This is a genomic window from Blautia sp. NSJ-140 (assembly GCF_022868965.1).
Lineage (GTDB): Bacteria > Bacillota > Clostridia > Lachnospirales > Lachnospiraceae > Blautia_A.
Window position 1 is genome coordinate 221,275 of the sequence record NZ_JALIFS010000005.1, and the last position, 14,249, is coordinate 235,523.

Below are 14,249 nucleotides of genomic sequence, written 5' to 3' on the forward strand. Positions count from 1 at the left end.
TTTACCTCATACTTTCCAGATATAGTAGATAAGCATTTTTAAAGGAACTGTATTTTCTACGTGTCAGATAAGCTGTGATCTGTTGATTCGATAAATGTATGGCGGAATGATCAAAGTCCACAATATGTTCGAAATTAACAATAAAACTCCTATGTGTCTGGAAAAAACTGTTTTTGGGGAGTTGTTCCAGCCAATGAGCCATATTATGAATAGAATCAAAATCTTGCCGGGTAGTATGTACAATTACTTTTCGTCCCTGTGCTTCTATTGCAATAATCTGTGAAGCAGGAAATGAATATACTCCCTGCTTAGTTTCAACAGGAATTTTGGTAGTAATGGAATTGTAATATGCTAAGGCATCTTTCATATTTCGGAAAAAACGCTGCTTGTCCAAAGGTTTGGAAAGATAGCGGAATACATGAAAACGCATTGCTTCATCCAAATATTCGGAATATGAGGTCACCACAAAAATAATGACATTTTTGTTTGCTTTTTTTAATTCATTTCCTACATAAATTCCATTCATACCGGGCATTTCAATATCCAGAAAAACAATATCTTTTTCGTTTTTATCAGCCAATAAAGATTCGCCACTGGTAAAGGAAACTAACTCGGGACATTTTAAATGATTTGACTCAAAGTAGGATTCAATATATTTCTGTACGTGTTCAATTATCAGAGTATCGTCATCACAAATTAAAATACGCATTTTTGCACCTGACTTTCTAAATGAATGTATATTTACATATATCTTATCATATAGAATTTCCAAATGCAAAAAATGCGTATGAAAAGACATTTTAATTACAATTTTGGTTCGTTATGTGTTTTTGTTTTGTTATTTCGTTTTACAAGCAGTTCGATAAAGTCTCCGGCAAGTTCTATGTCGGATTGATTACACAACCGTAGTTTATCAATAATATCCTGTGGAATATTATAAGCATGCATGCTGCCAAGCAGAAGGTAGTCTGGTGTAACATTGAGTAGATCACAAATCCGGATGAAAATATCCAGACTTGGTTTTTGCCTTCCGTTTTCGATTGATGACATATGGTTATTGGATATATTTAATCTTTCAGCAAGCTCTGCCTGTTTTATTCGCAGTTCTTTTCTGCGGATTTTGATTCGGTTTCCCATATCTTCATATTGAAATTCTATTTATTCCACCTTCTTTCATTAAAATTTTATCGATAGAACCTAATAAAAAAAGAAAGTAATAAAGAACTATTCTGCAACACATTTAGTAAAATTCCTTTACACATAAAAAATTCTGTATCACATTCTGTCTATATAAACTGTTTTTCGGTTGGAATATTACTGACAGCAGGATTACAAGTACCTTGCATCGTTAAGAAAATATGTAAATTAACCAAAAAAGCACGATAAATGTTGTTTGGTGCAGAAAGGGTTGAAAACTTGAAAAAAATGAAGATAATGAGAATTGTCATTGATTTCATAACTGAGAAGTAAATTTTACGAACGTAAACATGGGAAAGGAGATCAGTATTATATATAGTAATGGCGTGTACACTGGCAATTTGTGCCATTTAAGCGCTTACAATAAGATATTTTAATTTATTTGAGATAGAAGAAAGAGTATGAGATTATGAAAGAATATAGATATTTAATTGCTTCTATAATTTGTCTAGGTACGGTAAGTATGGTGGGATGCTCTAAAAATGTAAATAGTATAGAAGAAAAGTCAGAAATGACAATGGATGATGAAATAAATATAGAAGAAAACAGTATAACGGATCAAGGTGATATTCAAGAAACAATTACAGAAAATCTGACTGTAAATACAAAAATAGAGATCCCCGAAAAAAGTTTTGCAACATATAATACAGAATATAAAAATTTTGATAATGAAAAAATTGTTGAGCTTTTATGGCCGGAAAGTAGTGAAGAAGAAATTCAGATTAATGAATATGATGGAGGTGCCTCAGAAATAACTTTTCAGGATGAAACAGTAGCATTAGGAGCAGGTGTTATGAAATATGATAAAAATGATGAAATAAAATATTTATCAAGTCTTGCATCCTATGCGGAAGAAAATGCTCTTCTTGAAAAAAAGAATTTATCATTTATGAAAGAGGAAGAGGCTATAAGCAATATAGAAGCATTCTTGTCGAGTTTGGAACTGGGTACCAGTTTAGGTGAAAGAGAAACTTTCGCATTGTCAAAAGAAGATATGCTTAGCATACAGAATGCTATGAAAAGTGATGAAGACTATAAAAGCTTTTATGAGTCTGGCAAATTTCAAGAGCAGATATTTGATGCAGATGACGAAATGTACTATATAAAATATTCATTTAGTTTGGATGGGGTACCAGTTTTTGGAGAAGGCGATCCTACAGTTCAAATGTCAGGAGGAGTGGAGCAACCGTTACTTGCGGATCCTATGGGTGCTACATTTTTATTTTCAAATTTGGGAATCTGTGAAATAAGATTAACTGGAATGGTAAATCAATTGAATATAGAAGCTGAAAATCAAGAAATAATACGATTTGATGGAATAAAAAAAGCATTAGTAAAAAAATTTGGAGATGTTATTTTATCTGATAATTATAACCTATCCAATATGTGGTTGGAATATTTTCCTAAAAGAAAAGAGGATTCTTTTGATAAAGTGGAATTGATTCCAGTGTGGTGTTGTAAGTTTGATATAAATGGTGATATCAATGTTGATTATGCACTTCGGTTTAATGCAATTACGGGAGAAGAAATATCATGAAAAAAGTATTTGCTGTTGAAATGAAACGTGCAATAAATATAGGATGGATCATAAGTATTTTAGGTGTTTGTTTTTCTATATGTTTTGATTCCTGGAATGATCTGATGAGAGCTTTAACATCGCATACGGGAAGCATACACTATTTTTTTTGGAATTCATCATGGGGAGGAGTTTGTCGCACTTACTTTTTGCCAATATTTGCCGCTATTCCTTTTGCCACAAGTTTTTGTAAGGAGTATAAAAATCATTCTCTTTCATTTATTGTTTCAAGAGAAGGAAAAAAAAGATATTGTACAGTGAAATATGTAATTAATGCATTATGTGGTGGTGTTACAGTGGCGATTGGTACTGGAGTTCTATTGCTAGCACTTTCTTTTGTTTTGCCTATGGCAGATTCTACCTTTCAAGATGCAGTTGTTTCGGATAGATTCCACGCATGGATTGCATTATATCATCCGTTCGAATATGGAATGTTAGAGGTATGGTCGGGATTCTTGAGAGGTATATTATGGTCCAGTATTGCATTATGTGTCTCGGCTTATATATCGGATCCTTTTGTAGTGCTTGTATCACCTTACTTTGTTAGTTTTTTTATTGTTCAGGCATATCGTATGGGTAATGTTGTTGATAGGTATCGTTTGGATAAACTGTTGACAGGGAATGTAATTATTCAATCAAGCGTACATACTGTTTTAATATGTACAATAGTTGTATTATTAATAGTGATTTTATTTGGAATTCTATTCCGAAGAACAGTTTTAAGGAGGTTGGAAGATGGTGTATTTTATTAAAGCACTTCGCATTTCAATCTATAATTTAAAAAAAACCATATCATCAATACGGGTACTAACAGTTTTACTTATTGTAGCAGGATTTATATTACAAAATTTAGAGGCTGTTTTGAATTTTAGTAATCTTGTTGGGGTAAGAATAACTCCATATGCATTTCCTCATTTAACTAATGATTATATTTGTCAACTTGTAATAATGGCAGGGGTAATTTTCATTTTTTCTAATGCGCCTTATGAAGATGATGGGTATTTTTATATGCTATCACGTTCAGGAAAATTGTCGTGGGCATTAGGACAAATATTTTATAGTATTAGTATTTCGTTAATTTATATTTTATTTTTGTTGTTGGTTTCTGTGCTCCCACTGGTTGGGAATATGGACATAGGATGTGAGTGGGGGAAAATATGGGGAACACTGGCAAAAACAGATGCAGGTATACAGGTAGGGCTTTTGTTTAATGTTTCAGAATATATGGTTAGTCATTATAGTGCATTATTTGCTTTGATGATAAGCGTTATATTAGAGTGGTGCTGTGCAAGCTGGTTGGGATTGTTGATCTATTTATTGAATAAATTGACAAGTAAGGCAATAGGGACTTGTGCGGGTGCTTTGTGTGTATTATTTGATATTTGTATTTCAAATGACTGGATGGCTTGGGCAAATCGTTTTTCTCCGATTACACTAGCGCAAATAAATACATATTCGGGTATTAATTTAAAGTATCATATTACATTGAAATATGGTATCTTATTTTTTATTATAGGAATCTTGGTTTTGAGCATTTTATGTGTTTTAGTAAATTATAAAGAAAATACCGAAATTAGGTTGCAAAAGTTGGAGGTAAAATGGAGAAAGAAGCAATGATATCAATAGAAAATCTTAATAAACAGTTTAAGAATCAGTTAGTACTAAACAATATTAATGTGAAATTTTCAAATGGGCATATCTATGGAATTATTGGAAGAAATGGTTCTGGAAAAACAGTTTTACTAAAATGTATTTGTGGATTTTTAAAACCAACAACAGGCGTAATTTCTGTGAATCATAAAATTGTAGGAAAAGATATTGATTTCCCAGAAAACTTAGGCTTTATTATTGAGACACCTGGATTTTTGTTGAATTATTCTGGATATAAAAATCTTAAATATTTGGCTTCAATACGAGAAAAAATAGACAGTAACGAAATTAAAGAGTCTATGTCATTGGTTGGTTTGGATTCCGCAGACAAAAAACATGTGGGTAAATATTCGATGGGAATGAGACAACGATTAGGTATAGCACAGGCAATTATGGAAAAACCTGATATTCTGGTTCTGGATGAGCCAATGAATGCATTAGATAAAAATGGAGTTGAAGAAATGAGACGATTATTCTTGAAAATGAAATCAGAAGGAAAATTAATTCTGTTGACGAGTCATAATCGTGAAGACATTGAAATATTATGTGATGAAGTTTATGAAATGGAAGAAGGTATACTTAACAAATTAAAAGAGAATACAGTAAATGAGTAATATAATAATCTATGTGGTCAGGCTTGGATATCAAAAAGTAATAGATGTTTCTGTTGACTTATAGTATTGAATACAAAACATTCAATATAATAAAAGAGTTATACATTTTAGATTTAAAAAAAGTCTTAAAAACAGAAAATATGCACAGGGAAGATATTATCAATTCAATTATTATCGGATCACGTTCATCCCAGAATCCAAAAGATTTGGAAAACTACTGCAGACATCTTGGGTTGCATAAACTGGCTCAAAATATAAAAGTATCTGATTGTCCATTGCGTTAATAGATAAGAGGTTCCACTTACAGTGTGGAATCTCTTTTTCTGTCGAAACTCATCTATCGATTTTTGTTGTTGCCGGTTGCTTCATATAGTACACTGTCGTTATAATTATTAACCGGCAATGGAAAGAATGAGGAAATCGTATTGGATACCACAGATTACACTTCATGTGCAGAGATTGAAGAAGCAAAGAAAGCGTTTTTCGAAACCAAAAGGAATCGAAAAACGCTTTTTCATATATGACATATAAAAAATGGAATCATAAACGATAGCAATATTATTTGCGAATATCTACCAGTCCCTTTTTCAGTATATATTCCGAGAACTCATATGAAGTTCCGTCTCCAGTCACATTCAGATACAGATTTTTGAGGTCGCTTTCATTTACGATCCAGGCCATGTTCAGCTGTACACTTTCGCCTGGTTTTATAGAGGAAATATAGTTTCCACCGTTGCCATAATTTTCAGAGACACTATAATATACCATTTCTCCAGTCTTTGCCACGCCGGTCCAACTAATGTAGTCATAACCATCGCCGGCCTGTTCTGTTGGAATGTAAAGCTGTGCTTTTCCATTTTCCTTAGTCAGGGTCAGTAAAGCACCAAGATAAAGCATATGGTCGATTTCCTCATTTGAATGATTGGTATAGGTAACTGTAACGTAGACCAATTTCTGATTCACTTCCTCTGACTTCACAATTTCATCCAGGGAATCAATTCCGTCACCAGATTTCACATAATTCAATGTGTTTGTAGATAGCTTTCCATCAGCGTCAATGGCTTCCGTCCATTCTTGCGGTATTTTGTCCGGATCGAGAAGCTGAAGATCATCAGAAATTTGAACAGAATCTACCTTTGCAGAAATCGTTTTTTCCAGATATTCACCATTTGTGTTTTCACCAATCACATCCAGATCAAAGGTGTCACCAATTTGGTAAATAGGCAGTTTTTTCTCATTTACAGAAGTACTTATTTCATCATTATCAGCTTCTGTCTTTTCAGATATCATCTCTCCGCTCCATGTAGGCAATCCGGCGGTCTTTACCATAGTCGTGTTTCCCTCAATCACCAGATTTTCTGCTACTTTTATGGCTTCATCCTTTGACACATCATCTCCGATGTAGATCATAAGGACACGATATAAATCCGGGCAGACAAGATAAATTCTCTGGTTAAGAGCCCCGCTTTCGGTAATGCTATTATATTTGAGATATATCCCCTGGTATTTCCCAAATGTACGCTCTTCACTATCAATAACATTCTGATCCTGTACTACCTGTCCCAGATCATTTTTATCCAACAGGACAAATGAAAAACTGAACCCGCCAGTCATGTCATGCTCAGGATATTGGAGATGGTACTCGTCAATCCAGCTCATGCCCTCCGGAACATATTTAGCAGACAGATCCACCTCTGGGATCTCATCTGGAAGCGCGGTTTTCTTTACTGCATCACCAGCATCAATTTTGACTGAAACACCATAAGAACCCTGTTTTTCCAAAAACCAGTGATACAGATTTACTCCTGCATATACTGCCGTGGAAACTGCCAGTGCACACGCAGCTGCCACTGCGGCAACTTTCGGAGCTGTCCATCGTTTTCTTCTTCGCAGATTCGACACTTTATTATCCGCCAGCTGCTTTGCCACCTCATTTTGAATCATATTATGGATAAAATCCGGTGTTTCGGGAATATCGTTTTTCATATCTTCTAATCTCATATTGACACCTCCTGTAATTCCTGCCTTAATTTTCCTCTTGCCCTTGCAAGTCTCTTTTGAACGGCACCTTCCGATATTTCAAGGATCTGGGCGATTTCTTTTACACTGAAATCTTCTATATAGTATAGAATAACGGGTAAACGCAGTTCCTCTTTTAAGGAATTTACGGCTGTATATAATTCACTGTAATTCTTTGTTTTTTCTGATTCCGGTTCCTGTCCGTCAGCTAGATTTTCCAATGGGATAAATTTACTGGATTTACGCACAAGGCTGTAACATTCGTTGATTAAGATACGGATTAACCAGGTCCGGGCATAGTTATCGTTTTTTAATGTACCGACGTTGAAAAAAGCCTTCACAATTGTTTCCTGAATAGCATCTGCACAGTCATAGTCACTAAATAAAATTGTTTTTGCAGTTGAGTATAATTGTCTTTCTGAATCTAGGATCAGAGATCCAAGTTGTTCCTTTGTCATTTAAACACCACCTCTTTTTTTGCCAGCCAGCATTTTCTTTACATCTATTAGACGTGCAGAAATCAAAAATATCCCTAATAATTTATTCTTTTTCTTATAAATGAACAAGTTCGTGGTTTTGCACAAAAAAAGATGTCTACTTTCGATAGTATTCCATAATGAAAGAGATAAAACAAGCTTCTCATGGTGTGTACGTATCACCGGATACGTGGACAGATGCGATATACTTTTTGCATTTATGTTGTGGTCAAGCTGTATTTTCTCATGAACTGCATTGCTTTTTCATGATTTATCGGACAGAGAGCCTTTGAAATATATCATAACAGTAAGAACTGGATATAATCCAAGTCGCTTAAAGGAAAACGGTTTTCAAGTGTATACAGTAAAAAAGGATTTACATGAAATAGGAATCATAGCTATGCAGACATCATTCGGACATTCAGTTCCGGTTTATGACATTGAAAGGAAAAATCCGCAGATGCACAGGTTTTGACGCAGAATTATATGATGAACCGTTTTTTAAAACGGATTTCTTTATATATGTACAATGTATACATAAAAAACTGATATGTAATCTGCTTTAGCAATTTTGAGTTGCCTAAATTTGAAAGTTAGGAAAATCTTAATAATTTCGCATGCAATCCATTGTGAATTTAGATGCTGTATTTGTTATACTTAATCGAGTACAAGCAAAAAGGAGAGTTGAAAATATGTCTGAAAAGATACTAATTATAGATGACGAACAAGATATAGCGGATCTGTTGGAGGTCTACTTGAAAAACGAAAATTACATCGTTCATAAATTTTACTGCGCAACGGATGCCATGTCGTATATTGAAAGCGGCGACATTGATCTTGCCATTCTGGATATTATGCTCCCGGATATGAACGGCTTTTCACTTTGCCAGCTTATCCGCAAGAAATACACTTATCCGATCATAATGCTAACGGCTAAAATTGAGGAAACGGATAAAATAACGGGGCTGACATTGGGAGCGGACGATTATGTGACAAAACCCTTTCGTCCACTTGAAGTAGTTGCCAGAGTGAAAGCGCAGTTAAGACGTTACAAGAAATATTCGCCCGGTATCATCACAGAGAAAGTTCCATCGGAACTTTCCTATAACAAATTGTGCCTGAATGTGCAGACCCATGAATGTCTGTTAGACGGTGAGCCGGTTTCTCTGACACCGACAGAGTTTTCTATTCTCCACGTCCTTTTGTCAAATGCTGGGAATGTTGTAAGTATTGAAGAACTGTTTCATGCAGTTTGGAAAGATGAATACTACTCTAAAAACAGCAGCACAATTACTGTGCATATTCGACATCTGCGTGAGAAACTGAAAGATACTTCCGATACTCCGCAGTATATTAAAACGATTTGGGGTGTTGGTTACAAAATTTAAGCGAAAGGAGTACGCTATGAAAAGAAAATCAAATTGCTTCGTAACCATTTTATTCTTAATTTATCTGGCACTCTTGGTTTGGATCATACTTTTCAAACTACAATTTTCAATCAGTGATCTGGACAAGATAAGAAGTATAAACTTTATTCCTTTTCACTATGACAAGGAAATTGGAGTAGCATTTCACTTAACAGAGGTGCTCGAAAATTTCTTGATTTTTGTGCCTATGGGTATTTATCTTCAAATGCTTCTGCCAAGAACAAAATTATATGTGAAATTCATGCTGATTGCTGGAACAAGTTTTTTATTTGAAACTATGCAGTATGTTTTAGCAATCGGACGTTCTGACATTACTGATGTACTCACAAATGCGGCAGGCGGTCTTTTGGGACTTGCTGTATATTCGATAACAGCCCGGTTAATCGGAAATAGAATAAAAGCAAACAGACTGTTTTCTATTCTGGCAGGCATAGTAAGTGTTGTCGTGATTGGCCTGCTTGGCTTTCTTCTGTTTGCTAATCGGTAGGAGGCGTATTCTCATGTCAAAGAAAGAAATGACAACAGAAAAGTGCCTAAAAGTGCGCCTATACCTATCATTGCTGGTTTATACCGTTGTTGGATATGGTTTGACCCTTATCTTGGACTACATCTTTTCAAAATTTGACAACGGTATTTTTGCATGGCTCTACTGGCGGCTCGATCTGCTTTTTATTTTGTATCTGATGATCGGCTTTGTATGTATTTTCAATTACTATTGGAAAAAGCCGTGGGGCTATCTGGATGAAGTAATTGATGCGACCCAAACGGTCTATGAGCAGAACAATCATACCGTATCATTGCCTGACCCACTGAAAGAATTGGAGGCACAACTCAATCAAATCAAAATGTCTGTTCTGTTGAGCAAACGGGCTGCAAAGCAGGCAGAAGAGAAGAAAAATGAAATTATTATGTATCTGGCACATGATATACGCACTCCTCTCACAACGGTAATCGGCTATTTGAGCCTGCTCCATGAAGCCCCTGACATGCCTGAACAGCAAAAGGAAAAGTATGTAAAAGTTGCGTTGAATAAGGCAGAACGCCTTGAAAAGCTCATCAATGAACTTTTTGAAATTACCAAGTACAATGCACATACGGTTATTATCAAAAAAGAACCTGTGGATTTACATTGTCTGATTGCGCAGGTAATAGATGAAATATATCCGACACTCTCCGCAAATGGCAATACAGCGGTATTTACTGCGGAGGATAACTTATCCGTGAACGCTGACCCTGAAAAACTGGCGAGAGTTTTCAGTAACCTTTTGCGGAACGCCGCGTCATACAGCTACCCACAGACAGAGATTACTATATCGGCCAAACGGTTAGAACATGATATTCAGATCACTTTTGAAAATCGTGGGGAAACAATCCCGGAGGAACAGCTTAACAGTATATTTGAGAAATTCAATCGGTTGGATGAAGCCCGGCTTTCCAATACAGGCGGCGCGGGACTTGGTCTTTCTATTTCGGAAGAAATTATACATTTACACGGTGGAACGATTACTGCATCCAGTCAAAACGAAACCATAGACTTTGTGATTACATTACCCCTTTCCGCTTAGGAAAATAAGACTGTGATCTTAGGAATTACTTAGGAATTTAAGCGTGTGATTTTTGAGATTGAAAAGCCTTTGTTCGGTACAATGATTATCGAACAAGGGCTTTTTATTGTTCAGCCGAAGCAAAAGAAAGGAGTGTAAGCATGGAACTGAAAATAGAGCATTTAAGCAAGCAGTTCAAAGACAAAACAGCAGTAAATGATGTCAATCTGACATTGACTCCCGGCGTTTGGGGACTTTTGGGGGCGAATGGCGCAGGGAAAACCACGCTCATGCGCATGATTGCTGATATTATGAAACCAACCAGCGGAGCAGTTTACTATGACGGAAAAAACATTCGAGAGTTGGGTGAAGTTTACCGAAGCAAGTTTGGCTTTCTGCCGCAGGACTTTGGGTATCACCGGGATTTTACGGTCAAAGATTATTTGGAGTATGTGGCTGCGCTGAAAGATATTCCTACAAGGGCAACCACCCAAAAGATCAATCATTTGTTGGACATTCTTTCGCTCTCCGATGTGAAAAAGAAAAAAATCTCCAATCTGTCAGGCGGCATGAAGCGTCGTGTTGGTATTGCGCAGGCTATGTTGAACGACCCAGAGATACTTGTCATGGACGAACCGACAGCAGGACTTGATCCCGGAGAGCGCGTGCGTCTGCGGAATTTCATTTCCGAGTTTTCGCATGATCGAATCGTGTTGATTTCCACCCATATCGTATCTGACATAGAATATATTTCTACGCGCAACGCAATTATGAAAGCCGGAGAAATTGTTGATGTCGGAACTACCGCAGAACTTGTCAAGCAGATTGAAGGCAAGGTTTGGAATTGCATAATTCCGGCCTCAAAGCTGCCGGAATGTGAAATGCGGCTGCGCATTATCAATCAGCGAGGCGAAGATCACAATCAGGTTTCTATTCGTTATCTGTCCGAACATTCGGAAATTGATGGGTCTGTTACAACGGAGCCACGATTGGAAGATCTGTATCTGTGGTTGTTCCCGCAGACAGACTTGGAAAAGGAGGACAGATAATATGCGGCTCTTTAGACTTGAACTAAAACGTATTTTGAAGTCACGGCGCACCCTGATTTTACTTGCAATCGCACTTTTGCTTTCCGTAGCCATGGCATACCTGCCTATTTCATATGAGGGTATTAACCGTCCAAACGAAGATGGCACGGTTACAGAATTAGATGGCTTGGCAGCTATCAAGTACAAACAAGATTTATATAAAACATCCGCTGGTGAAGTGACCCCGGATAGGATCAAATCGGCTTTGGAAACTTATCAAAGCTGCGTTCGAGAATATGGGCCAGTCGAGGAAGAGGGCTTTCCTCTGTCTGTATTTGTTGAAAAAATCGTCCCGTTCCGTCACTTGCTGATGGGTCTGTCCGAAGCGTTTGCTGATCCATTAACAGGCATTGGTGCTGATTTAATGGATATTGACCCGAATGACATTGACGGAGCCTATTATGAAAAGTGCGCAGAACATTTACAGGATGTCATGCGGAATGAGCAAAGAGAAAACGAAACCGCACAGCAGAAAGCTCTTGAAAAATATTCAGAACTTGATACGCCATTTTATCTTCATTCTGGAATTTCTAAAGATGCATTTGATTATATTGAGTTTTATATTTTGTTCCTTGCTATTTTGTGTGTGGCAATCGCAGCACCTACTTTCGCCGGAGAATATCAAACGGGCGGTGACAGCATCCTGCGAACCACCAAATACGGGCATAAACAATTAGCAATTACCAAAATTCTGGCGGCATTTACACTTTTCGTTGTTACATTCCTTGTCGGGATCACGGTACACATTCTGATTTTAGATGCAGCGTTCGGGACGGATTGTTTAAAAACATCGTTTCAGATGCGATACTCTATCATTAATCTGCCAAACATCAATCTGGGGCAGTTGCAGATAATTCTCGCAGCAGCGGGCTTACTTTCTGTATTAGCAACGGTCAGCTGTACGCTGTTCCTGTCTGCAAAATGTAAAGACACATTGACCGTTTTGCTGATCTCTATTGTAGTTCTTCTCATGCCGCTTTTTGCATATGTGGCGATGGGAGCAACATGGCTCTCTACCATACTTCCATCTGCCGGAATTGGTATGCAGAACAATTTCCTTTCTCAGCTTGCAGATTTCAATTATCTGAATATCGGTGGAACGAGTTTCTGGACACCGCATGTTATTTTGATTTCGGCAGGAATTGAATTATTTGTGTTTACATTCTTGGCGATTCATTCCTATTGCAGACATCAGGTAGCATAAAAGAAGTTCAAAATAGAATGAATTGATTATCTGCCGCACGACGGCAAAAGAAAAAGCAGACAATTTGGAACGACGGCTTTGATTTTCAGAGCCAGCGTTTCTTTGTGGCAATACAAACCTATGATGAATTTTCCGGAAATATTGTAGCTAATAGCATTGTTTATGCGTTGAAAATATCTGAAAAATTGATGATAGTAGAAATATAATATTAAAATAAAAAATAATATAAAAAATTGTTTTACTATAGAGGGATATATAGTATAATACAACCATAAGGAGTGATAAAAAAATAACAAGTTGACCTAGCCAAACATAATAAGTTTTACTTTTGTGTTTGGCTTTTTTTATTTGATAGCCAGAGCGGGAAGTGAGGTGTCTGCAATGATAATCTGTGTTATCTTTGATTTGGGAATGGCAGTGATTATGTTTTTATTTGGAATCAGCTTTGTAAAATCAAATGGAAAGGCAGCTGCTTTTCTGTCTGGCTATAATATGAAATCTACGGAAGAACGAAAACAGTATGATGAAAAAGAAATGTGCAGAGTATATGGAAATCGGATGATGTGGATGGCACTGCCATTTATAGCCGGTGCAGCCATAGATTTTTTATATAGTGGAGTTGGGTGTCTGGCAGCATGGGTAATATGGACAGTCCAATTTGTTTTATTGATGAAAGAACGTAAGAAACGAGAAAAATAGAAAAGAACATTTAGGCAAAAATTATATGCGAAAGAAGATATACAAGCTATCCAGAAATAGGATAATTCTCGGTAATACGAGGAACTTTAATTACTTAAAGGAGATGACGTGAATATGAGATGTCCATATTGTGAAGGAAAAATGCGAAAGGGTCAGTTGCATGCGGTTGGTGCAGGGGCAGGACTGGAGTGGAAAGAAGGCTCTGAGAGTTTGCGGTTAAATACGGATCCAGAGTTGGCAGCAAGGATATCTGGAGACCGCATAGCTGCCTATAATTGTGATTTCTGCAGAAAGATTATTGTTTCTTACGAATATTGAGATTTTCAATTCTTTAAAAAATATGCTTTATCCAATGCGTCGTAAAACCCCTTGCTTCCGCTATGGGGATATAAGACGCGTCCATCGAATTTATGCAAGTAATTGAAGATGGACAAAATAGCAATTGTATTAACTAATAAACCATAGTATAATATAAATATGAACACAACATATAAATCAAACAACAATGTCGTTTATTCCTGTAAATACCATGTAGTATGGTGTCCAAAGTATAGACGAAAAGTATTAATTAATGGTGTGGACGTCCGGCTGAAGGAGCTGCTCACAGAGTATGCTGCAAATCTTTCTGTAGACATTCTGGAAATGGAGATCATGCCAGACCATGTTCATATGCTTTTGGAAGTAGATCCTCAGTTTGGCATCCACAAAGCTGTAAAGTCATTTAAAGGCTATACGTCCAGAATTTTAAGACAGGA

16 protein-coding genes and 1 pseudogene are annotated in these 14,249 nt (G+C 36.6%); 13 read left to right on the forward strand and 4 right to left on the reverse strand.

Annotated elements, in window-relative coordinates:
- Nucleotide 1: 1 nt before the first annotated feature.
- Both MUB50_RS08250 and MUB50_RS08255 read right to left on the reverse strand, forming a co-directional pair.
- Complete coding sequence (locus MUB50_RS08250; protein ID WP_118626503.1) at nt 2-709, reverse strand: LytR/AlgR family response regulator transcription factor; 708 nt, start codon at nt 707-709, stop codon at nt 2-4.
- A 95-nt stretch (nt 710-804) separates the two neighbouring features.
- On the reverse strand, nt 805-1,137 hold the full coding sequence (locus tag MUB50_RS08255; RefSeq protein WP_118626501.1) for a helix-turn-helix domain-containing protein: 333 nt from the start codon (nt 1,135-1,137) through the stop codon (nt 805-807).
- A 469-nt stretch (nt 1,138-1,606) separates the two neighbouring features.
- Here MUB50_RS08255 and MUB50_RS08260 point away from each other — a divergent pair, with 469 nt between their 5' ends.
- Genes MUB50_RS08260 through MUB50_RS08275 form a run of 4 tightly spaced genes read left to right on the forward strand, consistent with a single transcriptional unit; the run spans nt 1,607 to nt 5,037 of the window.
- A complete protein-coding gene (locus MUB50_RS08260) occupies nt 1,607-2,734 on the forward strand; it encodes a hypothetical protein (RefSeq protein WP_244790855.1) in 1,128 nt (375 codons plus the stop codon).
- Nucleotides 2,731-3,525 carry a hypothetical protein gene (locus MUB50_RS08265; protein WP_119241106.1) on the forward strand — a complete coding sequence of 265 codons (795 nt, stop codon included), beginning with the start codon at nt 2,731-2,733 and terminating at the stop codon, nt 3,523-3,525. The genes MUB50_RS08260 and MUB50_RS08265 overlap by 4 nt, the downstream gene beginning before the upstream one ends.
- Nucleotides 3,509-4,390 (forward strand): hypothetical protein, encoded by an 882-nt coding sequence (locus MUB50_RS08270; RefSeq protein ID WP_244790856.1) that lies wholly within the window; start codon nt 3,509-3,511, stop codon nt 4,388-4,390. Before MUB50_RS08265 ends, MUB50_RS08270 begins: the two co-directional genes overlap by 17 nt.
- Nucleotides 4,372-5,037, forward strand: a complete 666-nt coding sequence (locus MUB50_RS08275; protein WP_117996835.1) for an ATP-binding cassette domain-containing protein — start codon at nt 4,372-4,374, stop codon at nt 5,035-5,037. The genes MUB50_RS08270 and MUB50_RS08275 overlap by 19 nt, the downstream gene beginning before the upstream one ends.
- A 558-nt stretch (nt 5,038-5,595) precedes the next feature.
- Here the strand turns inward: MUB50_RS08275 and MUB50_RS08280 are convergent.
- Together MUB50_RS08280 and MUB50_RS08285 are read right to left on the reverse strand one after the other, a co-directional pair.
- Nucleotides 5,596-7,038 (reverse strand): DUF4367 domain-containing protein, encoded by a 1,443-nt coding sequence (locus MUB50_RS08280; RefSeq protein WP_244790858.1) that lies wholly within the window; start codon nt 7,036-7,038, stop codon nt 5,596-5,598.
- A complete protein-coding gene (locus tag MUB50_RS08285; RefSeq protein ID WP_244790860.1) occupies nt 7,035-7,514 on the reverse strand; it encodes a sigma-70 family RNA polymerase sigma factor in 480 nt (159 codons plus the stop codon). The genes MUB50_RS08280 and MUB50_RS08285 overlap by 4 nt, the downstream gene beginning before the upstream one ends.
- 167 nt (nt 7,515-7,681) lie before the next feature.
- On the opposite strand from MUB50_RS08285, the pseudogene MUB50_RS08290 reads away from it, so the two are divergent.
- The 9 genes and pseudogenes from MUB50_RS08290 to tnpA form a co-directional block, all read left to right on the forward strand.
- Nucleotides 7,682-7,980 (forward strand): annotated as a pseudogene (locus tag MUB50_RS08290) (type IV toxin-antitoxin system AbiEi family antitoxin domain-containing protein); the annotation flags it as partial.
- A gap of 244 nt (nt 7,981-8,224) precedes the next feature.
- A complete protein-coding gene (locus tag MUB50_RS08295) occupies nt 8,225-8,920 on the forward strand; it encodes a response regulator transcription factor (RefSeq protein WP_244790862.1) in 696 nt (231 codons plus the stop codon).
- A 16-nt stretch (nt 8,921-8,936) separates the two neighbouring features.
- A complete protein-coding gene (locus tag MUB50_RS08300; RefSeq protein WP_244790864.1) occupies nt 8,937-9,446 on the forward strand; it encodes a VanZ family protein in 510 nt (169 codons plus the stop codon).
- Between the two features lie 13 nt (nt 9,447-9,459).
- Nucleotides 9,460-10,524 carry a sensor histidine kinase gene (locus MUB50_RS08305; RefSeq protein WP_244790866.1) on the forward strand — a complete coding sequence of 355 codons (1,065 nt, stop codon included), beginning with the start codon at nt 9,460-9,462 and terminating at the stop codon, nt 10,522-10,524.
- A 140-nt stretch (nt 10,525-10,664) separates the two neighbouring features.
- Nucleotides 10,665-11,552 (forward strand): ABC transporter ATP-binding protein, encoded by an 888-nt coding sequence (locus tag MUB50_RS08310; protein WP_173753576.1) that lies wholly within the window; start codon nt 10,665-10,667, stop codon nt 11,550-11,552.
- Nucleotide 11,553: 1 nt separating this feature from the next.
- A complete protein-coding gene (locus tag MUB50_RS08315) occupies nt 11,554-12,795 on the forward strand; it encodes an ABC transporter permease subunit (RefSeq protein ID WP_244790868.1) in 1,242 nt (413 codons plus the stop codon).
- 381 nt (nt 12,796-13,176) lie between these two features.
- On the forward strand, nt 13,177-13,494 hold the full coding sequence (locus MUB50_RS08320; RefSeq protein ID WP_180214263.1) for a DUF3784 domain-containing protein: 318 nt from the start codon (nt 13,177-13,179) through the stop codon (nt 13,492-13,494).
- Nucleotides 13,495-13,608: 114 nt separating this feature from the next.
- A complete protein-coding gene (locus tag MUB50_RS17360; protein ID WP_015524992.1) occupies nt 13,609-13,812 on the forward strand; it encodes a PF20097 family protein in 204 nt (67 codons plus the stop codon).
- Between the two features lie 159 nt (nt 13,813-13,971).
- Nucleotides 13,972-14,249: IS200/IS605 family transposase (gene tnpA / locus MUB50_RS08325; RefSeq protein ID WP_244790870.1), on the forward strand; the 278-nt coding region annotated here is incomplete at its 3' end.